Below are 22,393 nucleotides of genomic sequence, written 5' to 3'. Positions count from 1 at the left end.
CGGCATCAGGTCCTCAGCACCGTGACAGAATGCCCGCCCAGCCGGGTCGTTTCCGTGCCGATGTGGGGCTCGCCCCACGTGAGCACCGACTGTCCGGTCACCGGCACGTCGACGTCTTTCTCGCCGAGGTTGCACGCGATCGCGAACGCGCCCCGGCGCATCAGGAACCAGCGGGCGTCCTCGTCGTAGTCGATGTGCAGGTGGTCCAGCCACGGGTCGGCCAGGTCAGGCTCGTTGCGCAATGCGATCAGGCTGCGGTAAAAGGCCCGCAGCCGGCCGTGGTCACCCTCGTCGACCTCGTCCCACTTCAGCTTCGACCGCTCGAATGTCGCGGGGTCCTGCGGATCGGGTATCTCGTCGGCATCCCAGCCGTGGTCGGCGAACTCCTTCTTGCGGCCCTCGGCGGTCGCCCGGGCCAGATCGGGCTCGGGATGACTGCTGAAGAACTGGAACGGCGACGACGACGCCCACTCTTCGCCCATGAAAAGCATTGCGGTGTAGGGCGATCCGAGCGCGAGGGCGGCCTTGATGGCCAGCTGACCGGTGGTCAGGTTCTGCGACGGTCGGTCCCCGATGGCCCGGTTGCCGACCTGATCGTGGGTCAGCGTGTAGGCGAGCAGACGGGTGGCCGGGATCGTCGCGGTGTCCAGCGGGCGGCCGTGCCGGCGCTGCCGGAACGACGAGAACGTGCCCGCGTGGAAGTAGCCGTGCCGCAGCGTCTGCGCCAACGCCTCCAGCGTGCCGAAATCGCTGTAGTAGCCCTGACGTTCCCCGGACACCGCGGTGTGGATCGCGTGGTGGATGTCGTCGTCCCACTGCGCGGTCATCCCGAGCCCACCCTGATCACGCGGGGTGATCAGGCGCGGATCGTTGAGGTCGCTCTCCGCGACCAGCGACAGCGGACGGCCGAGTTCGCCTGCCAGCGAATCGGTTTCAGCCGACATCTCCTCGAGGATGTGGATCGCGGTGGTGTCGACGAGCGCGTGGACGGCGTCCAGGCGCAGACCGTCGGCGTGGAAGTCGCGCATCCAGCGCAGCGCGCAATCCAGGATGTAGCGCCGCACCTGGTCCGCGCCGGCGTCGGCGATGTTGATCGACTCGCCCCACGGGTTCGAGCCCGAGGACAGGTACGGGCCGAACTCGGGCAGGTAGTTTCCCGACGGGCCCAGGTGGTTGAAGACGGCGTCGATCAGCACCCCGAGGCCGCGCCGGTGGCACGCGTCGATCAAGCGGATCAGCCCGTCCGGGCCGCCGTAGGGTTCGTGCACGGCGTACCAGAGCACGCCGTCATAACCCCACCCGTGGGTGCCGCCGAACGCGTTGACCGGCATCACCTCGACGAAATCCACGCCGAGATCGACCAGGTAGTCCAGCTTGTCGATCGCCGAGTCGAACGTGCCGTCGGGCGTGAAGGTCCCGATGTGCAGTTCGTAGATCACCGCACCCTCGATCGAGCGGCCCTTCCAGTCGGCATCCGACCACACATCGGCCGGCGGTTGCCACAGCTGCGACCGTTCGTGCACGCCCTCGGGCTGGCGCGGGGAACGGGGATCGGGAAGCACTTTGGGGTTGTCGTCGAGCACGAACCCGTAGCGCGCATCCGGCGACGCGTCCACGACGGCGCGCCACCAGCCGTCCTCCGCGCGCTCCATCGGATGCAGGGTGCCCTCGACGTCCAGTCGGACGACGTCGGGTTTCGGCGCCCAGACGGCGAACTCGTGCTCAGGCATCGGCACGCACCAGCAGCGCGACCGGAAGGTCGGCGAACAGATCCGCCGCCGCCACCGCGTCGGTGTGCGTACGGCCGGACAGCCGGTCGGTCCACGTTCCTGGCGGAAGCGTCACAGTGGTTTTCCCCCAATCGGTTTCGGTGAGCCGCACCGTCCACCGGCGCACCGCCACCACGACGTCGTCGCCGCGGCCGAACGCGAGCACGTGCTGGGCGTGGGTCCCGTCGGCAGGCACCGGGCGGTAGCCGCCGGCCAGGAACGACTCGGGGCGTTCACGGCGCAACCGCAGTGCCTCCCGCACGACGCGCAGCTTCGGGTGCGCCAGCTCGGCCAGCGCGGTCCGTCGGGCCGCGTAGTCCACCGCACGCCGGTTGTCCGGGTCGACCAGGCTGTCCTCCCAGAGCTCGGTGCCCTGATAGACATCCGGCACGCCGGGACCGGTGAGCGCGATCAGCTTCTGGCCCAGCGCATCGGCCTGCGCATGTTCCTCGAGGCGCGTCACCAGTTCGGTCAGCCCGGCAGCGACCGGTCCGTCGAGAACGGCGTCGATCCAGCTGTGCACCGCGGACTCGAAGTCGGTGTCCGGGTCGTTCCACGTGGTGTGCAGCGCGGCCTCGCGGATCGCCTTCTCCGTGTAGGCGTGCAGACGCTCGCGCAACTCGTCGGTGACCGTGCCGTCGGCCGGCCACACGCCGAAGATGTTCTGCAACAGGAAGAGTCCGGTGAGCGGATCGGGGGAGGGGGTCGTGCGTTCCCAGCCCTGCACCATCTCGGTCCACAGCGAGGGCACCTGCGAGAGCACCCCGATGCGGGCGCGGACGTCCTCGCCGCGTTTGGTGTCATGGGTCGACAGCGTCGTCATCGCGGTCGGCCACAGCGCCGCCCGCACCTGCGCCCGGGTGTGGAACTCCGCGGCGCTGACCCCGAAGTACTCGGGCTCACCGCCCACCTCGTTGAGCGTGACCAGCCGCGCATCGCGGTAGAACAGGCAGTCCTCCATCGACTTCGCGGTCGCGGCGCCGCACAGCTGCTGCAACCGCACCCCGACCTCACTGCCCGCGGCCAGGGCGGCGGTCAGCAGCTGCAGCGCCTCGGCCAGGTCCGGCCGGGCTTCGACGGTCTCGGAGATGGCTTCGGGCAGCACCAGCGGCAGCGACAGGTAGTCCGAGCGGTACACGCCGATGTGGCTGAGCAACTCGGCGATCGCCTCACCGAGCAGGTCGTGATCGCGGCCGGTGGCAGCGGTCACCGCGCGGCGCACCCGGGCCAGCTCACTGGCGAGCGTGACGGTCACGGCCTGCACCTTGAGCCGGCGGGCCTCGGCGGCCATCCCGGAGTAGTCCACGCCGGTCGACTCGATGAGTGCGGTCAGCGACTCCTCACCGGTGGGGTCGACGAACACGCCGCCGGCCTCGCGCAGTGCGTCGTAGCCGGTGGTGCCCGCCACGGGAAGGCTCGGGTCCAGCGGTTCGGGGACGGCGAGGATCTTCTCGATGACGATCCACGCCTGCGGGCCGGCCAGTTCCCGCAACCAGCCGAGATAGCCGGTGGGGTCGGACAATCCGTCCGGGTGGTCGATCCGGATGCCGTCGACCAGCCCTTCGTCGAACCAGCGTTTGACCTCGACGTGGGTGGCGTCGAACACCGCCCGGTCCTCCTGCCGCAGACCGGCCAGTGAGGTGATCGAGAAGAAGCGGCGATATCCGCAGATCCCGTGGCGCCAACCGATCAGCTTGTAGTGCTGCCGGTCGTGCACCTGCGACCCTGAGGCGCCGTCGTCGGCGGTACCGGGGCTGATCGGATACGCCAGGTCACCGAGGCGCAACGTGTCCCCGTCGACGACCAGATCGGCGACGTCGTCGTCGGAGCCCAGCACGGGCAGCACGATCCGCCCGTCGGGGTCCAGCGACCAGTCGACGTCGAAATACGAGGCGTAGGCCGAGTCCCGGCCGTGGGTGAGCAGGTCCCACCACCACGCATTCTGCCGGGGGACGTCGACGCCGACGTGGTTGGGCACGATGTCCACGATCACGCCGAGTCCGGCTGCCTTCGCCGTCGCGACGAGGCTCGAGAACCCTTCGGGTCCACCGAGTTCGGCGGAGATCGTGGTCGGATCGGTGACGTCGTAGCCGTGCGTGGAGCCCTCGGCGGCGGTCAGGATGGGGGACAGGTACAGGTGCGACACCCCGAGGTCGGCGAGGTAGTCGACGAGCTTCTCGGCGTCGGCGAACGTGAAGGCCTCACCGCTGGCGGCGCCGCGCATCTGCAGGCGGTAGGTCGAGAGAACAGCCATCAGGCGGTCTTACGCAGAACGAGCAGGGACCGGGGCGCCAGCGTGATCTTCTCGCCGGCCGCCACCGTCACGTCGGCGGCGCCGGTGGGATCGGCGGTGTTCAGGTCGGCCACCCATTCCTTGGCGTAATCATCTTGCGGCGCAACGAAATCCTGGTCTTCTCCGTGGGCGTTGAAGCACAGCAGGAAGGAGTCGTCGACGACCCGTTCCCCCCGTTCGTTCGGGGCGGCAATCGCGTCGCCGTTGAGGAAGACCGCCACGCACTGGCCCAGCCCGGTCTCCCAGTCCGCCAGGTCCATCTCCTTGCCCGACGGGGTCAGCCACGAGATGTCGCGGACCTGATGGCCGGTGCGGATCGGTTTGCCCTCGAAGAAGCGTCTGCGCCGGAACACCGGGTGGCTCTTGCGGAACTTGATCACCTTGCGGGTGAACTCGAGCAGGTCGGCGTTGGTCTCGCACAGCGACCAGTCCATCCAGGACAGTTCGGAATCCTGGCAGTAGACGTTGTTGTTGCCTCGCTGGGTGCGGCCGATCTCGTCGCCGTGGGCGATCATCGGTGTGCCCTGGGAGAGCATCAGCGTGCCGATGATGTTGCGCATCTGCTTGCCGCGCAACGCGAGAATCTCCGGGTCGTCGGTGGGGCCTTCGACGCCGCAGTTCCAGGACCGGTTGTGGCTCTCGCCGTCCCGGTTGTCCTCACCGTTGGCCTCGTTGTGCTTCTCGTTGTAGGACACGAGATCGGCCAGCGTGAAGCCGTCGTGGCACGTGACGAAGTTGATGCTGGCGCTCGGCCGCCGGCCGGTCGCTTCGTAGAGGTCGGACGATCCGGTCAGCCGGGACGCGAACTCACCTAGGGTTGCGGGCTCGCCCCGCCAGTAATCACGCACAGTGTCGCGATACTTCCCATTCCATTCGGTCCACAAACCTGGGAAATTGCCGACTTGATAACCGCCTTCGCCGACGTCCCACGGTTCGGCGATCAGCTTGACCTGACTGACGACCGGATCCTGCTGCACCAGGTCGAAGAATGCCGACAGCCGGTCCACGTCGTAGAACTCGCGGGCCAGCGTGGCCGCCAGGTCGAAGCGGAAACCGTCCACGTGCATCTCGAGCACCCAGTACCGCAGCGAATCCATGATCAGCTGCAGCGTGTGCGGGTGGCGCGCGTTGAGGCTGTTGCCCGTTCCGGTGAAGTCCTTGTAGTACCGCGGGTCACCGTCGAGCAGCCGGTAGTAGGCGGCGTTGTCGATGCCGCGGAAGTTGATGGTCGGCCCCAGGTGGTTGCCCTCGGCGGTGTGGTTGTAGACGACGTCGAGGATCACCTCGATGCCCGCCTCGTGGAACGCGCGCACCATCGTCTTGAACTCGGCGACCGCGCCGCCGGCATACCGGGTGGCAGCGTACTGGTAGTGCGGGGCGAAGAAGCCGAACGTGTTGTAGCCCCAGTAGTTTCGCAGCCCGAGGTCGAGCAGCCGGTGGTCGTGCATGAACTGGTGGACCGGCATCAGTTCGATCGCGGTCACGTTGAGCGACCTGAGGTGGTCGATGATCGCGGGGTGGCCGAGGCCGGCGTAGGTGCCGCGCAGCTCCTCGGGGATGCCCGGATGCGACTGCGTCATGCCCTTGACGTGCGCCTCGTAGATGACGGTCTCGTGATAGGGGGTGCGCGGAGAGCGGTCGGACGCCCATTGGAAGAACGGGTTGATCACGACGCTGGTCATCGTGTGGCCCAACGAGTCGATGCGGGGCGGCACACCGCCGCCGGCCAGGTCCTCGGCCTCCAGGTCGTAGGAGTACAGCGCCTGGGAGAACTCGAAATCGCCGTGAAAAGCCTTGCCGTACGGGTCGAGCAGCAGCTTGCTCGGATCGCAGCGGTGCCCCGAGGCCGGATCCCACGGCCCGTACACCCGGAACCCGTAGCGCTGGCCGGGGGTGACGGTCGGCAGGTAGGCGTGCCACACGTAGCTGTCGACCTCGTCGAGGTTCACCCGCTCCTCGCGGCCGTCCTTGCCGACCAGGCACAGCTCGACCCGCTCGGCGACCTCGGAGAACAGCGAGAAATTGGTGCCGGAGCCGTCGTAGGTGGCGCCCAGCGGATACGGCGAGCCCGGCCAGACCGTCGTCATCAGACCGGCCACCAGCGGGTCGCGGCGCCCAGTTGGCGGCCCAGTTCACCGGTCATGGTCCGCATGTAGGTCGACGAGATGTGGTGAGCGTCGTGATAGATCAACACGTTCCCCTCCACGGCTCGGCAGTAGTCCGGACGACACACCGCGTCGCTCATGTCGAGCGGCTTGAGCAGCGGGAACTGGGCGACGTAGTCCAGCGTCGGGTTGTGATCCGACAGTACTTCGGATCGGGGGATTCCGCAGGAGATGGCGTCACCTCCGTCGGCGAGGCAGTCCGACGGGAAGAACGGTTCGCCGTCGCGCACCATCCATGGCGTGTCGCGCATGGCCAGGATCGGAATCCTGTTGTCGGACAGTTCTTTCCAGATGCCCAGATAGCTCGAAGGCATCACGTCGCCGGGTTTGATGTTCCACGGCCGGGTGGAGGTCGTGAACACGAAATCGGGCTTGTCGGTGACGAGCTTGGCCATCACCCGCTGGTTCCACTGATGGCACTTCGGGTAGGGGTCGTTGTTGCCCATCACCAGCGGGACTTCCTCCGTGGTCAGCGGGCAGCCCATCTTCAGATAGGTGACGACCTTGAAGTGGTGCATCCGTCCGAGCAGGTCCAGCGCGGTGATCCAGTGCTCGGCGTGCGAGCCGCCCGCCAGAGCGATGGTGCGGGTGGCCGCCTTGTCGCCGTAGGTGCAGTTGATGACGCCGACGTTGTCGAAGTCGCTGATGCAGCCGTCGACGGTGGACTCGGGGATGTCGTTCTTGGCCTCGAGCGCCGTCGGGCGCATCGGCAGCTTGGGCACCCGGGCGTTGTTCACCAGCGCCCGCGCGCCCGGGTAGTCCCGCGGCGACAGTTCGGCGAGTTCCTTGCCGTTGGCCCGCAGCACGGTGACGTGTTCACGCCACGTGAACGAGGTGGCCGTCAGCGCGACGCCGAGCAGCGCCACCGTGGACCCCAGCACGATCGTCGGGCGGCGCAGCCGGGTGCGCAGCGGCACCGACGGCGCCTTCGCGGCGGGCCGGGTCGCCGGCCGGCGGCCCGCGCGTAGCGGCTCCTCGACGTAGCGGGTGGTCAGCCAGGCCAGCAGACCGGACACCAGCAGGACCGCCGCGCCCTCGACGGCGTTGACCGCCGAGCGCCCGGTGTAGGCCAGATAGAAGATCAGCAGCGGCCAGTGCCACAGGTACAGCGAGTACGCCATCGCCCCGAGCGACACGAACGGCGCGGTGGCCAGCAGCCGGTTCGGGGCGGGCAGGCGGCCGCCGGTGTGCGGGTCGGCGTACCGGTTGGCGGCCGACAGGATGAACAGCACCGTGGCGCCCACCGGCACCAGCGCCCACGGCCCGGGGAACTCGCGCACGCCGTCGATGAGTGCCCCGCAGGACAGGATCGCGCCGAGCCCGACGAGCGCGGCCAGCGTGCGCAGCCACATCGGGCACCGCAGCGACGGGACGACCGCGCCGACGAGGGCGCCCAGCAGCAGCTCCCAGGCCCGCGCGAAGCTGTTGTAGTAGGCGGTCGCCTGGTCGGTGTCGTGGGCGATGATCGCGTAGACGAACGACGCGATGGACAGCGCCGTCAGCAGCACCACGAATGCGGTGCGCATGTGCCTGCCGAACACCCGCCGGAACAGCAGCGCCGACAGCAGGATCAGCGCCAGGAACGCGATGTAGAACTGCCCCTGCACCGACATCGACCAGATGTGCTGCAGCGGGCTGACGGCCTCCCCGGCGCGCAGGTAGTTCGACGCGGTGTTGGCCAGTTCCCAGTTCTGGTAGTACCCGAGGCTGGCCAGGCTCTGATCGGCGAAGGTCTCCCAGCGGGTCTCGGGTTGGATCAGGATCGTCAGCACCGCGGACACGGCCAGCACGACGACCAGCGCGGGCAGCAGCCGCCGGATCAGGCGCGTGATCTCGGGCACCGGCCGCGGGAACGCACCCGGGGTCAGCACCCCGCGCAGCAGCCGGCCCCCGAAGAAGAAGCCGGACAGCACCAGGAACACGTCGACGCCGCCCGAGACGCGGCCGAACCAGACGTGGAACACCGCCACCAGCGCGATCGCGATGCCCCGCAGCCCGTCGAGATCGTGGCGGTAGAACCCGGCGGTCCGCGTCCCCAGGGAGGTCACCGGTGGCGGCCCCGAGGCTTTCGTGGCCGGCCGGGCGGGAGCGAGGGTCATCATGATCGACGGCTAATCTACCGAAGGTGCCTGCGTTGACGCCTATCGAGATCAGCGCCATCGACGCCGCTCACATCTGGCATCCGTACAGCCCGATGGGGGCCGACGCGATGGCCCCGGTGGTCGCCCTGGGTGCCCGCGGCGCCTGGCTGACCCTCGCGCACGAGGGCCGCACCGTCGAGGTTCTCGACGCGATGGCGTCGTGGTGGACCGCCGTGCACGGCCACGGCCATCCCGCGCTGGACGCGGCGATCACCCGTCAGCTCGCGACGATGAACCACGTCATGTTCGGCGGGCTGACCCACGAGCCCGCGGCGCGGCTGGCGCAGCTGCTGGTCGAGCTGACGCCGCCGGGGCTGGAGACGGTGTTCTTCAGCGACTCCGGGTCGGTGTCGGTGGAGGTCGCGATCAAGATGGCGCTGCAGTACTGGCGCGGCAGCGGCCACGCCGGAAAGCGCCGGCTCATGACGTGGCGCGGCGGTTACCACGGCGACACGTTCACCCCGATGAGTGTGTGCGACCCGCAGGGTGGCATGCACGCGCTGTGGACCGGGGAGCATTCACTGCTGGCCGACCAGGTCTTCGCGCCCGCGGTGCCGTCGGCCTACGACCCCGGCTACAGCGAGGCGTTCGAAGAGCAGCTGGCCCGGCACGCCGACGAACTGGCCGCGGTGATCGTGGAACCCGTGGTGCAGGGCGCGGGCGGCATGCGGTTCCACGACCCGCGCTACCTGACCGATCTGCGTCGGATCTGCGACCAGCACGACGTGCTGCTGATCTTCGACGAGATCGCCACCGGGTTCGGGCGCACCGGTGCGCTGTTCGCCGCCGATCACGCCGGGGTGAGCCCGGACATCATGTGCGTGGGCAAGGCGCTGACGGGCGGTTACCTCACGCTGGCGGCCACGCTGTGCACCCGGCGCATCGCCGAGTCCATCAGTTCCCATCCGCCCGGTGCGCTGATGCACGGGCCGACGTTCATGGCCAACGCGCTGGCGTGCGCGGTCGGTGTGGCGTCGGTGGAGCTGCTGCTCGCCGGCGACTGGCGCGCCCAGGTGGAGGCGATCGAGCAGGGGCTGCGGACCGGTCTGGAACCCGCGGCGGAACTGGACAACGTCGCCGACGTGCGGGTCCTCGGCGCGGTGGGTGTGCTCGAACTCGACCGCGACGTGGACCTGCGCATCGCGACGCCGGCGGCGATCGAGCACGGGGTGTGGCTGCGCCCGTTCCGCAATCTGATCTACGTGATGCCGCCCTACATCTGCACGCCGGGGGAGATCGCCCAGATCACCTCGGCGATGACCGAGGTCGCGCGTGCACTAACCTGAACGGTGTTCAAGTCCCCGTTCGAGTGAGGAGTGCCGGTGACGCGCATCGGTCTGTCGCCGCTGGCGTGGCTCGACGACGTCGAGGTTCAGCGGCGCGCCGCCGGCCTGCGCCGGTCACTGCGCACCCGCCCGCCCGTCGGGGCGGAGCTCGACCTCGCCTCCAACGACTATCTCGGCCTCGCGCAGCACCCGCGGGTGCTCGACGGCGGCGTCGCGGCGCTGCGCACCTGGGGCGCCGGATCGACGGGCTCGCGGCTGGTCACCGGCAACACCGAACTCCACGAGGTCTTCGAGCAGGAGCTGGCCGCGTTCGTCGGGGCGGCGTCGGCGCTGGTGTTCTCCTCGGGGTACACCGCCAATCTCGGCGCGGTCGTCGCGCTGTCGGGTCCCGGATCGCTGCTGGTCTCCGATGCGCTGACCCATGCGTCGCTGGTCGACGCCTGCCGGCTGTCACGGGCCCGTGTCGTCGTGACACCCCACGCCGACGCCTCCGCCGTGGAGGCCGCGCTGGCTGGGCGCGCGGAAGAGCGCGCCGTGGTGGTCACCGACTCGGTGTTCTCCGCCGACGGGACGCTGGCGCCGCTGCGGGCGCTGCACGACGCCTGCCGTCGCCAGGGTGCGCTGCTGATCGTCGACGAGGCCCACGGCCTGGGGGTGCGCGGCACCGGCGGCAGGGGTCTGCTGCACGAGGTCGGGCTGGCGGGCGCCCCCGACGTGGTGATGACGACGACGCTGTCCAAGGCGCTGGGCAGCCAGGGTGGTGTCGTGCTCGGCCCCACGGCGGTGCGCGACCACTTGATCGATGCGGCGCGGCCGTTCATCTTCGACACCGGCCTGGCACCGGCCGCTGTCGGCGCCGCCCGCGCGGCCCTGCAGGTACTGATCGACGAGCCGTGGCGCGCGCAGCGGGTCCTCGACCACGCCGCGACACTGGCCGCGCTCTGTGACGTCGCCGAGGTGCCGGCGTCGGCGGTGGTGTCGGTGATCCTGGGCGAGCCGGAGGTCGCGCTGGCCGCGGCGGCGGCGTGCGCGCAGCGCGGCGTACGGGTCGGGTGTTTCCGTCCGCCGACCGTGCCCGCGGGCACCTCCCGGCTGCGGTTGACGGCCAGGGCGTCGCTGTCCGACGAGGAGATGGCGCTGGCGCGTGACGTGCTGACCGACGTGCTGGCGGCCCGATGAGTGTGCTCGTCGTCACCGGAACGGGAACGGGGGTCGGCAAGACCGTCGCCACCGCGGCGCTGGCCTGTCAGGCCCGACTCTCCGGGCGCGACGTCGCGGTGTGCAAGCCCGTGCAGACCGGCACGGTCGACGGCGACGACGATCTCGCCGAGATCGGCCGGCTGGCCGGCGTCGACGCGCTGTATCCGGGCTGGCGCTATCCCGAGCCGCTGGCCCCGCTGGCCGCCGCCGAGCGCTCGGGCGCCGCGCTGCCGACCCGGGCGGAGCTGATCGACCTGGTCGCCCGCGCCGACGCGCCGGGGCGCCTGACGCTGGTCGAGGGGGCCGGCGGGCTGCTCGTCGAACTGGGGGAGGGTGGCGTGACGCTGCGCGACCTCGCCGCGGACCTCGCCGCGCCGGTGCTGATCGTGGTCGCGGCCGGGTTGGGCACCCTCAACCACACCGCCCTGACGCTCGAAGCACTTGCCGCGCATGATGTTTCGTGTGCCGGCCTGGTGATCGGAGCGTGGCCGGCGCAGCCGGGCACCGCCGAGATCGACAACCGGGACGCGCTGGCGCGGCTGGCGCCGGTACGTGCGGCGCTGCCCACGGGGCTGGGTACGCTCGGCCCCGCAGACTTCGGCCGCATCAGCTCCACGGCGTTCGACCCGGTCTGGTTGGCGGGCCTGCGCTAGTGGCGCACTCCGTGGAGGTGCTCTTCGACGCCGCCACCGAGGCCGCGCTGCGTAATCTGTGGGACGCGCTGGCCGCCGCCGGGCTGCCGAGCCAGGCCGGCCACACCGCGCCGAGCAACCGGCCGCACGTGACGCTGACCGTCGCCGAACACCTCGACGCATCCGTCGACATCGCCTTGCTTCCGGTGCTCGAGCACCTGCCGCTGCCGTGCGTGATCGGCGCTCCGATGCTCTTCGGCGGCAGTCGCACCGTCACGCTCGTGCGGCTCGTGGTGCCCTCGTCGGAGCTGTTGGCCCTGCATGAGGACGTCCACCGGGTGTGCCTGCCGCACATGCCGAAAGGGCCGCTGCCGCATGCTGATCCGGGCCACTGGACGCCACACGTGACGCTGGCGCGCCGGCTGGCGCCCGATCGGTTACCGGCCGCGATGGCGGTGCCGGACCTGGGCCGCGATGTGGAGGGTCTCATCACCGGGCTTCGGCACTGGGACGGCAACGCCAAAGTGGAGCACTGGATCAGCTGATCTGCGGTACCTTCCTGGTCGGTGGCCAAGCGATCCGACGAGGAGCCCGGCCGGACCTCCGACTGGAGCCCCGGCCGCGTGCACTGGTGGACGACCACCTCGATCGCGATCATCGGCGCGATCGTCGGCGGGACGTCGCTCATCCTGAATTTCTTCTACCAGCCGAGCCCGCCGCCGACCACGATCTCCTCGGGTCACTCCGAGTTCATGAAGCTGAGCTATGGCGACCGGATCGACCGCTGCGTGCCGTACATCTCGGCGAACCTCCCCGCGTGGCAGGACCGCTGGCGCACGGCCCTGGACGGCAGCGGCGGCGCGCGCCAGAAGCCGCCGGTGCCGTTCGCCGGGCTCGGTGACGCGGACGCCAGGGGGCAGGCGATCGTGAACACGTATCTGGCGGTGGTGAACTACGCCGAGAAGCTCGCGCCCACCGACGAGGGCGAGAACCTGCTGTCGTGCATCTACGCTCCGGTGCTGAAAATGGATCCCGCGCAGCGCTATCCGGACGTCGAGGCGCTGGTCGGCAGCGGCAACGAGACCCCCAAGGCCGACAACATCGTGGTCGCCGAGAGCCCGACCTACACCCAGGGCGAATTCGCCGGCGTCACCGCCGAGGGCCGTCCGAGCAAGATCGTCGAGGTGGTCATCCGCCCGGGTCCGAGCGAGGCGCACCGTCAGCTGGGCTTCGCGTTGGTGTCGGGCCACGAGCAGGGGGTCCGGATGTGGGCGCTCAACGCCTCGGTGGACCGAGGTGATCCGCAGTGGATGGCCGACATCCCGCAGTACCGCGGCTTCTAGACCCGCTGTTCCCGTCGCGCCAGGATCCCGTCGATCAGCAACTGCACCCCGAAGTCGAAGCGGGCATCCGGATCGTCGGTCAGCAGTGAGGGCCCCTCGGGCAGCTCCGCCCCCGCGGCATCCCACTGCCGCCGCGACTGCTCGTCGACGGTGAACCCGAGCACGTAGTACACGACGGTGCGCGCGGTCAGCTCCGCGTTGGCGGTCGCCACCCCGGCGTCGACGGCCGCGTCGCCGAGCCGGCCGAGCACGTCGGTCATCACGGCGGACTGCCCGGCCGCGAAGCTCGCCGACACCAGCTCGGCGCCGTCGGTGTGCGAGAGCAGCGCGTCGCGCAGCTGGCCGCAGACACCGGCGACGCGGGTGCGCCAGTCACCGGCGGGCGCGCCGACCGGCTGCAGGATCCGGTCGGCCACCGCGCCGAGGAGTTGCTGCTTGTTGGCGAAGTGCCAGTACAGCGCGCCCGGTGACACCTCGAGCTCGCGCGCCAGCCGCCGCATCGACAGATCGGCGATCCCGTATTCGTCCAGCAGGGCCGTCGCCGCGTCGACCACGTCGCGTTTGTGGAGCTGCACGCCAGTACCCTAACCTGAACACCGTTCAAGAGCGTGAGAGCACGAGGGAGACGGAACTGATGAGCGACATTCTGGCGGTGGCACGCGAGCAGGTGCTCGAGCGGGGTGTCGGCCTCGACCAGGACCAGACCCTGCAGGTGCTGCAGCTGCCGGACGATCGCCTCGACGATCTGCTGGCGCTGGCCCACGAGGTCCGGATGGCGTGGTGCGGTCCCGACGTCGAGGTCGAGGGCATCATCAGCCTGAAGACCGGCGGCTGCCCCGAGGACTGCCACTTCTGTTCGCAGTCAGGGCTTTTCGCGTCCCCGGTGCGCAGCGCGTGGCTGGACGTCCCGAGTCTGGTGGAGGCCGCCAAGCAGACCGCCAAGACCGGTGCCACCGAGTTCTGCATCGTGGCCGCGGTGCGAGGTCCCGACGAGCGCCTGCTGGCCCAGGTCGCCGCGGGCATCGAGGCGATCCGCAACGAGGTGGACATCCAGATCGCGTGCTCGCTGGGCATGCTCACCCAGGAGCAGGTCGAGCAGCTCTCCGCGATGGGCGTGCACCGCTACAACCACAACCTGGAGACCGCGCGGTCGTTCTTCACCAACGTGGTGACCACCCACAGCTGGGAGGAGCGGTGGGAGACGCTGCGGATGGTGCGCGAGGCCGGCATGGAGGTGTGCTGCGGCGGCATCCTCGGCATGGGCGAGACGCTGGAGCAGCGCGCCGAATTCGCCGCGAACCTCGCCGAACTGGATCCGCACGAGGTGCCGCTGAACTTCCTCAACCCGCGCCCCGGCACCCCGTTCGGTGACCTCGAGGTGCTGCCCGCGGCCGAGGCGCTCAAGTCCGTCGCCGCGTTCCGGCTGGCGCTGCCCCGCACGATGCTGCGGTTCGCCGGCGGCCGCGAGATCACGCTCGGCGACCTCGGCGCCAAGAAGGGCATTCTCGGCGGCATCAACGCGGTCATCGTCGGCAACTACCTGACGACGCTGGGCCGGCCCGCCGAGGCCGATCTCGAGCTGCTCGAGGACCTGCAGATGCCGATCAAGGCACTCAACGCCAGCCTGTGATGGTGCGCGATCTGCCCGCGCCGGTGGGCGCCGGCGTCTTCAACGTCTACACCGGCGAACCCGCGGGCAGTAGCGTGCCGACCGCCGCCGCGCTGGGATTGGAACCGCCGCGGTTCTGTGCCGAATGCGGGCGGCGGATGATCGTGCAGGTGCGTCCCGACGGGTGGTGGGCCAAGTGCTCGAGGCACGGGCAGGTGGATTCGAAAGATCTGGAGCTGTACCGATGAGCCGGACGCATGCGGTGCTGTGGGTCGTGGTCGGGCTGGCCGCTGCCGGCGCGCTGTGCGGCGCGGTGTGGGCCTGGCTGGCCCCGCCGATCCACGGCGTGGTGGCGCTGACCCGCAGCAACGAGCGGGTGAAGGCGTATCTGGGCAACGAGGCCGACCACTTCTTCACCGCGGCAGCACTTCTCGTCGGTCTGCTCGCGGTGCTCGTCGTCGTGGCCGCGGTCGCGGTGTGGCAGTGGCGCCGCCACCGCGGACCGGTGATGATGGCCGCGCTGTGCCTGGGGTCGGTGGCCGCGTCGGCGGCGGCGGTGGGCGTCGGGGCGGCCCTGGTGCGGTGGCGCTACGGCCACATCGACGTGGCGACGGTTCCGGTCTCCGAGCAGAACCGGGTGCACTACGTGACCGAGGCGCCGGCGGTGTTCTTCGGTCACACACCGCTGCAGGTGGCGCTCACGCTGCTGTTCCCCGCGGCGGTGGCGGCCATCGTCTACGTGTTGGCGGCGGTGTCCACCTCGCGGGACGATCTCGGCGGCTGGCCGCCGGTCGAGCCGGCCGCGCCGGTTACCGGTCGAACCGTGACAGAGGTTGACGCTCCACCCGTCGCCCCGTCATCACCTTCACCGTGATCTTGCCCAGGGTGAGCATCCCGCGGTAGGTCGAGGGGTTCAGCAGGGTGGGCCATTTGGTCCGCTTCACGTGGGTGCGCAGCGGCGCCCCGGCGAACCGGTCCCGCAGCCAGCGCAACGTCATCGGCGCCGACATCGGGTGCAGCAGCAGGTGTTCGCTGAGCAGGTCGCGGTGGTAGGTGACCCGCGCTCCGCCCCGGGTGTAGGTGTGGGTCAGCTCGTCGATGTCGTCGACGGAGATGATGCGGTCGTGCACGGCCTGCACGATCAGCAGCGGGATGGTCGGTGCGGCGGTGCCGAGCTTGATGCTCGCGAAGACGTTCTGCACCTCCGGCGTCAGCAGGATCTCCTCGAGCGGGCGGTCGATCATGTTGGCCATGTCGCGGCCGGCCATCGACACCATCGCGTGCGCGGTGGTCATCTTCTGAATCCGGTCCAGCATCGCCTTGCCCTCGGGGGTGGCGTGGGTCTGGATGATCTCGTCGAGCTCGGGGTAGATGTGGCACAGCGCGGCGACCACCAGTGCGGGCAGGCCGGCGTAGATGCTGCCGTTGAGCCGTTTGAACGCGTGGCCGAGGTCACCGACCGGCGAGCCGAGCACCGCGCCGACGACATTCAGCTCGGGCGCGTAGCTGTTCTGCACCTCGGCGGCCCAGGCCGAGGCCAGTCCGCCGCCCGAGTAACCCCACAGCCCGATCGGCGACGCCGAGGTCAGGCCGAACGACTGGTGGTTGATGGCCGCGCGGATGCCGTCGAGGATGTGGTAGCCCGGCTCGTAGGGCGCGCCCCACATGCCGGCCGACCCCTCGTGGTCGGGCACCGAGACCGCCCAGCCCTCCGCCAGCGCGGCGGCGACCAGCAGGAACTCGAACTGCGCGACGGCGCCGATGGCCTTGGCGCCCCGGCGTAGCGCGTACGACGGGAAGCAGCGGCTCGCGACGGCGTCGATCGCGCACTGGTAGGACATGATCGGTAGCGGTCGTTCGGGGTCGCGCTCGGTGGGGATCACCACGGTGGTGACGCCGGCCTGCGGGTCGCCCTTGAAGTCGGTGGTGCGGTAGAGCAGCTGCGTGGCCGTGAATTTCTGCGGGACGAACCCGAGAAACGCCAGTTCGACGTCCCGGGAGCGCAGCACCGTGCCGGGGCGGGCGTGTTCGAAACCCTCCGGCGGCTGGTAGAAGGGATCCTCGGCCGGGAGGATGGGCCGGTGCCTGGGCCGGAGCGGCTCGTGGTGGGGTTGGCCGATCCATTCGGCCCCGGTCGCCCGTGCCACATTGCCCAAGTCCATCCAGGCATTGTTACTTAAGAAGGCGTTAAGAAGCCAGCCGACTCACCCGGGCGGGCGCAAGGCAGCGAATTCGTCGGTCACCCGGTAGCGCGGATCGGCGAAGCGGTACAGGGCGGCCGGACGGCCCCCGCTGCGGCCCGACCGGGCGGTGGTGCCCGTCCGGGTGATGACATGGCGACGCTCGAGCACCCGCTGCAGATTGGTCGCGTCGACCGGGTGCCCGAGTGCCGCGCTGTAGATGTCCCGCAGCGTCGACAGCGCGAATTCGCTTGGTGCCAAGGCAAATCCGATGTTGGTGTACGACAACTTGGCCACCAGCCGGTTGTGCGCGTGGTCGACCATCGGGCCGTGGTCGAACGCCATGGGCGGCAGGTCGCTGACCGGGTGCCAGCGCGTGTCCGACGGGAGTTCGGGCGTCGCGGGGGAGGGCACCAGGCCCAGGAAGGTGGACGCGATCGTGCGATCGCCCGGCACCCGGTCGGGGTCGGAGAACACCGCCAACTGCTCGAGGTGGGCGAGTTCACGCAGGTCGACCTTCTCGGCCAGTTGGCGCCGCACCGAGTCCGTCAGCGTCTCGTCATGACCCAGTCGGCCGCCGGGCAGGGACCACCTGCCGCGCTCCGGATCCAGGGCCCGCTGCCATAACAGCACGTGAAGCACCGGTTTCCCGCCGGTGGCCGAGCCCTGCTGCGGACGAACCTGGAACACCGCGGCCAGGACCTCGTGGTGAGTGCTACGATATGGCATGTTTTCGATTGTAAGTCGAAAACCTGGATGAGTGAAGGAGACGGCGATGACCGTACTCACGGGATCCTTCGACGCCGCGCTGGCCGACAAGATCGTCGACGGCCCCGAGGGCTTCTCCGGCGTCGAGGGCGACGCCGCCTGGGCGGCGGAGGTCCGCCGACTTCTCGACCTGCGGGGCGCGACGCTGCTGGCGCACAACTATCAGCTGCCGGCCATCCAGGACGTCGCCGACCACGTCGGTGACTCGCTGGCCCTGTCGCGGATCGCCGCCGAGGCGCCCGAGGACACCATCGTGTTCGCCGGCGTGCACTTCATGGCCGAGACCGCCAAGATCCTCTCGCCGGACAAGACCGTGCTGATTCCCGACCAGCGAGCCGGCTGCTCGCTGGCCGACTCGATCACCGCCGATGAGTTGCGCGCCTGGAAGGCCGAGCATCCCGGCGCCGTCGTGGTGTCCTACGTCAACACCACCGCCGCGGTGAAGGCCGAGACCGACATCTGCTGCACGTCGTCGAACGCCGTCGAGGTCGTCGCGTCGATCCCGGCCGACCGCGAGGTGCTGTTCTGCCCGGACCAGTTCCTCGGCGCGCACGTGCGCCGCATGACGGGCCGCACGAACCTGCACGTCTGGGCCGGCGAATGCCACGTGCACGCCGGCATCAACGGCGACGAACTCGCCGCGCAGGCCCGCAGCCACCCCGATGCGGAGCTGTTCGTCCACCCCGAATGCGGATGTGCCACCTCGGCGCTGTACCTCGCCGGCGAGGGCGCCTTCCCGTCTGACCGGGTGAAGATCCTGTCCACCGGTGGGATGCTCGACGCCGCCAAGGCCTCGCACGCGAAGCAGGTGCTGGTCGCCACCGAGGTCGGCATGCTGCACCAGTTGCGCCGTGCCGCACCGGGTATCGATTTCCAGGCCGTCAACGACCGGGCCTCCTGCAAATACATGAAGATGATCACGCCGGCGGCGCTGCTGCGCTGCCTGGTCGAGGGCGCCGACGAGGTGGACGTCGACCGCGATGTCGCGGCTGCGGCCCGTCGCAGCGTGACCCGGATGATCGAGATCGGGCAGCCCGGCGGCGGGGAATGACCGCCGCCACCGGCTGCGGCGGCGCCGGCATCTGGCGCCGCCGCGCCGACGTCGTCGTGATCGGCACCGGGGTGGCCGGGCTGGCCGCCGCGCTGGCCGCACACCGCCGGGGCCGCACGGTCGTCCTGCTGAGCAAGGCGGGGGAGACCGCCACGTTCTACGCCCAGGGCGGCATCGCCGTCGTCCTGGCCGGCGTGCACGCCGACGGTGACTCCATCGACGCCCACGTGGCCGACACGCTCGCCGCGGGCGCCGGGCTGTGCGATCCCGCGGCGGTGCGGTCCATCGTCGCCGACGGCTCCCGGGCCGTCGCCGAATTGGTGGGCGCCGGAGCCCATTTCGACGAGTCCGCGCCGGGCCAGTGGGCGCTGACCCGCGAGGGTGGGCATTCCCGGCGACGCATCATCCACTCCGGTGGCGACGCGACCGGCGCGGAGGTGCAGCGCGCCCTCGACCACGCCGCCGCCCACCTGGACATCCGCCGCAATCACGTCGCGCTCGATCTGCTGATCGACGACGGCGCGGTGGCCGGCGTCTCGGTGCTCAGCGAGGACGGCCCGGGCGCCGTGTACGCGCCCTCGGTGATCCTGGCGACCGGCGGGGCGGGGCACCTCTATCAGGCCACCACGAACCCCGAGGGGTCGACGGGCGACGGGGTGGCGCTGGCGATGTGGGCCGGTGTACCGGTCTCCGACGTCGAGTTCGTCCAGTTCCACCCGACCATGCTCTACACCGGCCCGGCCGGCGGGCGGCGACCGCTGGTCACCGAGGCACTGCGCGGCGAGGGCGCCAGACTGATCGACGCACAGGGCAACTCGGTGACCTCCGGGGTGCATCCGATGGGTGATCTGGCCCCGCGCGACGTCGTCGCCGCCGCTATCGAGGCGCGGCTGGCCGAATCCGGCGATGCCTGCGTCTATCTCGACGCGCGGGGGGTGGTCGAGGTGGCACGTCGCTTCCCGACCGTGACGGCTGCCTGCCGGGCGGCAGGCATCGACCCGACAACACAGCCGATCCCGGTCGTTCCCGGTGCGCACTACAGCTGTGGGGGCGTGGTCACCGATGTCCACGGCCGCACCGCGATCCCCGGTCTGTTCGCCGCCGGCGAGGTGGCCCGCACCGGGATGCACGGCGCAAACCGGTTGGCCTCCAACAGCCTGCTGGAAGGTCTGGTGGTGGGCGGCCGTGCGGGAGTCGCAGCTGCGGAGCACGCCGTCGACGCCGGTTCGGCCCGGCTGGTCGCGCCGGCACCGTCGCCCCGGCCCGTGCTCGCCCGCCCCGAGCTGCAGCAGGCGATGAGCCGGCACGCCTCCGTCGTCCGCGACGACGCCGGGCTCGGTCTGCTGATCGATCGACTCGACTCGGCGGCTTCGCGAATCATCAACTCGCGCAGCACCTTCGAGGACGCCGCGCTGACCACGGTGGCCGGCGCCGTCGCCACCGCCGCGCGGGCCCGCACCGAGACCCGCGGCAGCCACCACCGGCGCGACTTCCCCGACACCGACCCGGCGCAGGCGGCCAGCATCGTCTGCGCTCCGGTGGCAGCGGGGTGCCGATGAGGGCCACGACGTTGTCGGCCGACGAGCTCACCGACGCCCGTGTGCTGATCGGCCGCGCGCTGGAGGAGGACCTGCGGTACGGGCCCGACGTCACCACGCTGGCCACCGTGGCGGCCGACGCCGCCACGACGGCGTCGGTGGTGGCCCGCGAACCGGGGGTGATCGCGGGCGGGGAGCTCGCGCTCATCGTGTTCGAAGAGGTGCTCGGCCCCGACGGCTACCGGGTGACGCATCAGGTGCCCGACGGCACCCGGCTCGAGGCGGGCGGTGCGGCGCTGACCGTGGAGGGTCCGACGCGTGGCCTGCTGACCGCCGAGCGGACCATGCTCAACCTGCTCTGCCACCTGTCGGGTATCGCCACCGCCACGGCGGCCTGGGTCGACGCGGTGGCCGGGACGTCGGCGCAGATCCGGGACACCCGCAAGACGCTGCCGGGCCTGCGCTCGCTGCAGAAGTACGCCGTGCGGGTCGGCGGGGGTGTGAACCACCGGCTGGGACTCGGCGACGCGGCGCTGATCAAGGACAACCACGTCGCCGCCGCCGGCTCGGTGGTGGCCGCGCTGCGCCAGGTGCGGGCGGTCGCCCCGGATCTGCCGTGCGAGGTCGAGGTCGACTCGCTCGAGCAGCTCGACGACGTGCTGACCGAAGGGGTCGAACTGGTGCTGCTGGACAACTTCCCGGTGTGGCAGACGCAGATCGCCGTCCAGCGGCGCGCCGCCCGATCACCGGAGACGAAGCTGGAGTCCTCCGGCGGGCTGTCGCTGGAGACCGCCGCCGAGTACGCGGGCACCGGCGTGGACTACCTCGCCGTCGGCGCGCTCACCCATTCGGTGCGGGTGCTCGACCTGGGGCTGGATCTGTAGCCGATGCGCGTACCCCCGTCCGCGGCGCTGGCCGTGGCACTGCTCTCGCTGGGAGTCTCGGCGGCCGCGCTGGTCCGGTCCTTCGACCACGGCGCCGACTACACCGACGCCCAGCGCGCTGAGGCGACGGCCACGATCTGCACCGCCTTCGCGACCGTCCGGACCGGGGTCGCGACGAACACCAATGTGACGCCGCCCGGCGACGTCGGCGGGGCGCTCGCGGCCGCCGCCAACGCCCGGCTGGCGCTGTCGGACGGCGGGCAATACCTGCTCGCGCGCCTGGACCCCGCCACGCCGGGCGATCTGGCCGCCGAGGTGACGAGGTTCGCCGATGCGCTGATGGACATCGGCGCGGCGGCCACCGCGGGAGTGCCCAACACCGATCCCGCGCAGGCCAAGCGGCTGGAGGCCGCGGAGGCCGCCAGTGCCGCCGTGAGCAATCGCTGCCGCTAGCCCTCAGATGGTGGCGGGGCCCCGGCGCAGCAGCGAGAGCACGACCGCCGCGGTGGCGAACAGCCCGGAGAACACGCGGTTGAGCACGGTCTGCTGGCGCGGGGTCCGAAGCCAGGTCAGCAGCCGGACCGCCAGCCCCGTGTAGAGACCCATCACCACCAGGTCCACGGCGACCATCGTGACCCCGATCGCGACGTACTGCGGCAGCAGCGGCGCCGTCGGCACCACGAACTGCGGCATCACCGCGAGGAAGAACAGCAGACCCTTCGGGTTGGTCGCGTTGACCAGGAAGCCCCGCGCCACCAGCGACGCACGCCCGCCGGCGACCACCCGGTCGACCTGGGTGCGCAGGTCCACCGCGGCGGTGCGCCACTGCCGGACCGCCAGGTAGGCCAGGTAGGCCACGCCCACCCACTTGATGATCGTGAACGCGAGGATCGAATTGGACACCGCGGCGCCGAGGCCGACCGCGACGAGTGTCAGCTGCAGCATCAGGCCGATCTCGAGGCCGATGATGCTCCAGTAGCCGCGGCGCACCCCGTGCGTCAGGCCGGTGGCCATCGACTGGATGGCGCCGGCGCCGGGGGAGACCGCGATCAGGATGGCCGCGCCGAAGAACGCCAGCCACATCTGCGTGCTCATGAGGCGATGTCGGCGACGAACACCCCGGAGCGCTTCGCCACCACCTGCGCCATCCGCGGCAGCGACGGGTCCGTGGTGCCGGCGGGCAGCACCCGCGGCCGCACCAGGTGCAGTTCCTTGGCCCCGATCCGGATGTCGGCCTCACCGGCGGCGAGCACGTTCTTCACCCAGTTCGTCTTGCCGTGCGCGAGCCCGATCGCCAGCACCGAGCCCTTGCGGTAGGGCGTGACGATCGTCTCGTAATCCTTGCCGGACGTGCGGCCGCGGTGCTTGATCACGCCCAGGCCCGGCATCCGCTTCGACAGCGGACGCAGCAGAGGGTTGATGTACTTGATCTGCAGCCGCTCGAACCACGGCGGGAAGATCATCGGCACGCCGGGCGCGTTGTTGGGGTGGCTGCTTCTGCTCGGTCGATCGGACACGACGCCTCCGATACTGA

The 22,393-nt window shown here is 70.5% G+C and carries 21 protein-coding genes; 12 read left to right on the top strand and 9 right to left on the bottom strand.

Annotation, left to right across the window (positions count from 1 at the left end):
- Nucleotides 1-5: 5 nt before the first annotated feature.
- From treZ to MCHLDSM_RS08195, 4 genes are read right to left on the bottom strand one after another with little or no spacing between them, the layout of a single operon-like run.
- Nucleotides 6-1,730: a malto-oligosyltrehalose trehalohydrolase gene (gene treZ, locus MCHLDSM_RS08210; protein ID WP_048470227.1), complete on the bottom strand. Its 1,725-nt coding sequence runs from the start codon at nucleotides 1,728-1,730 to the stop codon at nucleotides 6-8.
- Nucleotides 1,723-4,023: a malto-oligosyltrehalose synthase gene (gene treY / locus MCHLDSM_RS08205; RefSeq protein ID WP_048469646.1), complete on the bottom strand. Its 2,301-nt coding sequence runs from the start codon at nucleotides 4,021-4,023 to the stop codon at nucleotides 1,723-1,725. Before treY ends, treZ begins: the two co-directional genes overlap by 8 nt.
- Nucleotides 4,023-6,149, bottom strand: coding sequence for a glycogen debranching protein GlgX (glgX, locus tag MCHLDSM_RS08200; RefSeq protein ID WP_048470226.1), 2,127 nt, complete (start codon nucleotides 6,147-6,149; stop codon nucleotides 4,023-4,025). The genes treY and glgX overlap by 1 nt, the downstream gene beginning before the upstream one ends.
- Nucleotides 6,149-8,329 carry an acetyltransferase SucT gene (locus MCHLDSM_RS08195; protein ID WP_048469645.1) on the bottom strand — a complete coding sequence of 727 codons (2,181 nt, stop codon included), beginning with the start codon at nucleotides 8,327-8,329 and terminating at the stop codon, nucleotides 6,149-6,151. The genes glgX and MCHLDSM_RS08195 overlap by 1 nt, the downstream gene beginning before the upstream one ends.
- A gap of 23 nt (nucleotides 8,330-8,352) precedes the next feature.
- Between MCHLDSM_RS08195 and MCHLDSM_RS08190 the strand changes: the two genes are divergently transcribed.
- The 5 genes from MCHLDSM_RS08190 to MCHLDSM_RS08170 are packed head-to-tail and all read left to right on the top strand — an operon-like array spanning nucleotide 8,353 to nucleotide 12,829.
- Complete coding sequence (locus MCHLDSM_RS08190) at nucleotides 8,353-9,654, top strand: adenosylmethionine--8-amino-7-oxononanoate transaminase (protein ID WP_048469644.1); 1,302 nt, start codon at nucleotides 8,353-8,355, stop codon at nucleotides 9,652-9,654.
- 36 nt (nucleotides 9,655-9,690) lie between these two features.
- Nucleotides 9,691-10,833, top strand: coding sequence for an 8-amino-7-oxononanoate synthase (locus MCHLDSM_RS08185; protein WP_048470225.1), 1,143 nt, complete (start codon nucleotides 9,691-9,693; stop codon nucleotides 10,831-10,833).
- On the top strand, nucleotides 10,830-11,507 hold the full coding sequence (gene bioD, locus MCHLDSM_RS08180; protein WP_048469643.1) for a dethiobiotin synthase: 678 nt from the start codon (nucleotides 10,830-10,832) through the stop codon (nucleotides 11,505-11,507). Before MCHLDSM_RS08185 ends, bioD begins: the two co-directional genes overlap by 4 nt.
- Nucleotides 11,507-12,031: a 2'-5' RNA ligase family protein gene (locus tag MCHLDSM_RS08175; protein ID WP_048469642.1), complete on the top strand. Its 525-nt coding sequence runs from the start codon at nucleotides 11,507-11,509 to the stop codon at nucleotides 12,029-12,031. Before bioD ends, MCHLDSM_RS08175 begins: the two co-directional genes overlap by 1 nt.
- Before the next feature lie 21 nt (nucleotides 12,032-12,052).
- Entirely contained in the window at nucleotides 12,053-12,829 is a 777-nt protein-coding gene (locus tag MCHLDSM_RS08170) for a hypothetical protein (RefSeq protein WP_048469641.1), read from the top strand.
- Here MCHLDSM_RS08170 and MCHLDSM_RS08165 read toward each other — a convergent pair.
- Nucleotides 12,826-13,404: a TetR family transcriptional regulator gene (locus MCHLDSM_RS08165; protein ID WP_048469640.1), complete on the bottom strand. Its 579-nt coding sequence runs from the start codon at nucleotides 13,402-13,404 to the stop codon at nucleotides 12,826-12,828. The two genes, MCHLDSM_RS08170 and MCHLDSM_RS08165, sit on opposite strands and share 4 nt — an antisense overlap.
- A gap of 59 nt (nucleotides 13,405-13,463) precedes the next feature.
- Between MCHLDSM_RS08165 and bioB the strand changes: the two genes are divergently transcribed.
- From bioB to MCHLDSM_RS08150, 3 genes are read left to right on the top strand one after another with little or no spacing between them, the layout of a single operon-like run.
- The gene (bioB, locus tag MCHLDSM_RS08160) at nucleotides 13,464-14,459 is read left to right on the top strand and encodes a biotin synthase BioB (RefSeq protein WP_048469639.1); all 996 of its coding nucleotides are present in this window, start codon (nucleotides 13,464-13,466) and stop codon (nucleotides 14,457-14,459) included.
- A complete protein-coding gene (bsaP, locus tag MCHLDSM_RS08155; protein WP_048469638.1) occupies nucleotides 14,459-14,686 on the top strand; it encodes a biotin synthase auxiliary protein BsaP in 228 nt (75 codons plus the stop codon). Before bioB ends, bsaP begins: the two co-directional genes overlap by 1 nt.
- Nucleotides 14,683-15,312: a DUF2567 domain-containing protein gene (locus MCHLDSM_RS08150; protein ID WP_048469637.1), complete on the top strand. Its 630-nt coding sequence runs from the start codon at nucleotides 14,683-14,685 to the stop codon at nucleotides 15,310-15,312. The genes bsaP and MCHLDSM_RS08150 overlap by 4 nt, the downstream gene beginning before the upstream one ends.
- On the opposite strand, the gene MCHLDSM_RS08145 is transcribed toward MCHLDSM_RS08150, so the two are convergent.
- Both MCHLDSM_RS08145 and MCHLDSM_RS08140 read right to left on the bottom strand, forming a co-directional pair.
- Nucleotides 15,248-16,600 (bottom strand): lipase family protein, encoded by a 1,353-nt coding sequence (locus tag MCHLDSM_RS08145; protein ID WP_048469636.1) that lies wholly within the window; start codon nucleotides 16,598-16,600, stop codon nucleotides 15,248-15,250. The genes MCHLDSM_RS08150 and MCHLDSM_RS08145 overlap by 65 nt on opposite strands.
- A gap of 42 nt (nucleotides 16,601-16,642) precedes the next feature.
- A complete protein-coding gene (locus MCHLDSM_RS08140) occupies nucleotides 16,643-17,347 on the bottom strand; it encodes an NUDIX hydrolase (RefSeq protein WP_048469635.1) in 705 nt (234 codons plus the stop codon).
- Between the two features lie 46 nt (nucleotides 17,348-17,393).
- Between MCHLDSM_RS08140 and nadA the strand changes: the two genes are divergently transcribed.
- The 4 genes from nadA to MCHLDSM_RS08120 are packed head-to-tail and all read left to right on the top strand — an operon-like array spanning nucleotide 17,394 to nucleotide 21,312.
- A complete protein-coding gene (gene nadA / locus MCHLDSM_RS08135) occupies nucleotides 17,394-18,437 on the top strand; it encodes a quinolinate synthase NadA (protein WP_048470224.1) in 1,044 nt (347 codons plus the stop codon).
- Nucleotides 18,434-19,996: an L-aspartate oxidase gene (locus tag MCHLDSM_RS08130; RefSeq protein WP_048469634.1), complete on the top strand. Its 1,563-nt coding sequence runs from the start codon at nucleotides 18,434-18,436 to the stop codon at nucleotides 19,994-19,996. Before nadA ends, MCHLDSM_RS08130 begins: the two co-directional genes overlap by 4 nt.
- Entirely contained in the window at nucleotides 19,993-20,859 is an 867-nt protein-coding gene (gene nadC, locus MCHLDSM_RS08125; protein WP_048470223.1) for a carboxylating nicotinate-nucleotide diphosphorylase, read from the top strand. The genes MCHLDSM_RS08130 and nadC overlap by 4 nt, the downstream gene beginning before the upstream one ends.
- Before the next feature lie 3 nt (nucleotides 20,860-20,862).
- On the top strand, nucleotides 20,863-21,312 hold the full coding sequence (locus tag MCHLDSM_RS08120; RefSeq protein WP_048469633.1) for a hypothetical protein: 450 nt from the start codon (nucleotides 20,863-20,865) through the stop codon (nucleotides 21,310-21,312).
- 3 nt (nucleotides 21,313-21,315) lie between these two features.
- Here MCHLDSM_RS08120 and MCHLDSM_RS08115 read toward each other — a convergent pair whose 3' ends face one another.
- Complete coding sequence (locus MCHLDSM_RS08115) at nucleotides 21,316-21,954, bottom strand: LysE family transporter (protein WP_048469632.1); 639 nt, start codon at nucleotides 21,952-21,954, stop codon at nucleotides 21,316-21,318.
- On the bottom strand, nucleotides 21,951-22,322 hold the full coding sequence (locus MCHLDSM_RS08110) for a nitroreductase family deazaflavin-dependent oxidoreductase (RefSeq protein WP_048418010.1): 372 nt from the start codon (nucleotides 22,320-22,322) through the stop codon (nucleotides 21,951-21,953). Before MCHLDSM_RS08110 ends, MCHLDSM_RS08115 begins: the two co-directional genes overlap by 4 nt.
- Nucleotides 22,323-22,393: the final 71 nt, after the last annotated feature.

Origin of the sequence: Mycolicibacterium chlorophenolicum, from assembly GCF_001044235.1 — a bacterium.
In the GTDB taxonomy this organism is placed as follows: domain Bacteria; phylum Actinomycetota; class Actinomycetes; order Mycobacteriales; family Mycobacteriaceae; genus Mycobacterium; species Mycobacterium chlorophenolicum.
The sequence above is the reverse complement of the archived record's forward strand: the minus strand, read 5'-3'. Positions and strand labels throughout refer to the sequence as shown.

Excerpts from the sequence above, each read along its gene's own strand:
- bsaP (WP_048469638.1), top strand. The coding sequence starts at position 14,459 with ATGGTGCGCGATCTGCCCGCGCCGGTGGGCGCCGGCGTCTTCAACGTC.
- MCHLDSM_RS08145 (WP_048469636.1), bottom strand. The coding sequence starts at position 16,600 with ATGGACTTGGGCAATGTGGCACGGGCGACCGGGGCCGAATGGATCGGC.
- treY (WP_048469646.1), bottom strand. The coding sequence starts at position 4,023 with ATGGCTGTTCTCTCGACCTACCGCCTGCAGATGCGCGGCGCCGCCAGC.
- MCHLDSM_RS08150 (WP_048469637.1), top strand. The coding sequence starts at position 14,683 with ATGAGCCGGACGCATGCGGTGCTGTGGGTCGTGGTCGGGCTGGCCGCT.
- MCHLDSM_RS08115 (WP_048469632.1), bottom strand. The coding sequence starts at position 21,954 with ATGAGCACGCAGATGTGGCTGGCGTTCTTCGGCGCGGCCATCCTGATC.
- MCHLDSM_RS08120 (WP_048469633.1), top strand. The coding sequence starts at position 20,863 with ATGCGCGTACCCCCGTCCGCGGCGCTGGCCGTGGCACTGCTCTCGCTG.
- glgX (WP_048470226.1), bottom strand. The coding sequence starts at position 6,149 with ATGACGACGGTCTGGCCGGGCTCGCCGTATCCGCTGGGCGCCACCTAC.
- MCHLDSM_RS08110 (WP_048418010.1), bottom strand. The coding sequence starts at position 22,322 with ATGATCTTCCCGCCGTGGTTCGAGCGGCTGCAGATCAAGTACATCAAC.
- nadA (WP_048470224.1), top strand. The coding sequence starts at position 17,394 with ATGACCGTACTCACGGGATCCTTCGACGCCGCGCTGGCCGACAAGATC.
- MCHLDSM_RS08195 (WP_048469645.1), bottom strand. The coding sequence starts at position 8,329 with ATGATGACCCTCGCTCCCGCCCGGCCGGCCACGAAAGCCTCGGGGCCG.
- MCHLDSM_RS08130 (WP_048469634.1), top strand. The coding sequence starts at position 18,434 with ATGACCGCCGCCACCGGCTGCGGCGGCGCCGGCATCTGGCGCCGCCGC.
- bioD (WP_048469643.1), top strand. The coding sequence starts at position 10,830 with ATGAGTGTGCTCGTCGTCACCGGAACGGGAACGGGGGTCGGCAAGACC.
- nadC (WP_048470223.1), top strand. The coding sequence starts at position 19,993 with ATGAGGGCCACGACGTTGTCGGCCGACGAGCTCACCGACGCCCGTGTG.
- MCHLDSM_RS08140 (WP_048469635.1), bottom strand. The coding sequence starts at position 17,347 with ATGCCATATCGTAGCACTCACCACGAGGTCCTGGCCGCGGTGTTCCAG.
- treZ (WP_048470227.1), bottom strand. The coding sequence starts at position 1,730 with ATGCCTGAGCACGAGTTCGCCGTCTGGGCGCCGAAACCCGACGTCGTC.
- bioB (WP_048469639.1), top strand. The coding sequence starts at position 13,464 with ATGAGCGACATTCTGGCGGTGGCACGCGAGCAGGTGCTCGAGCGGGGT.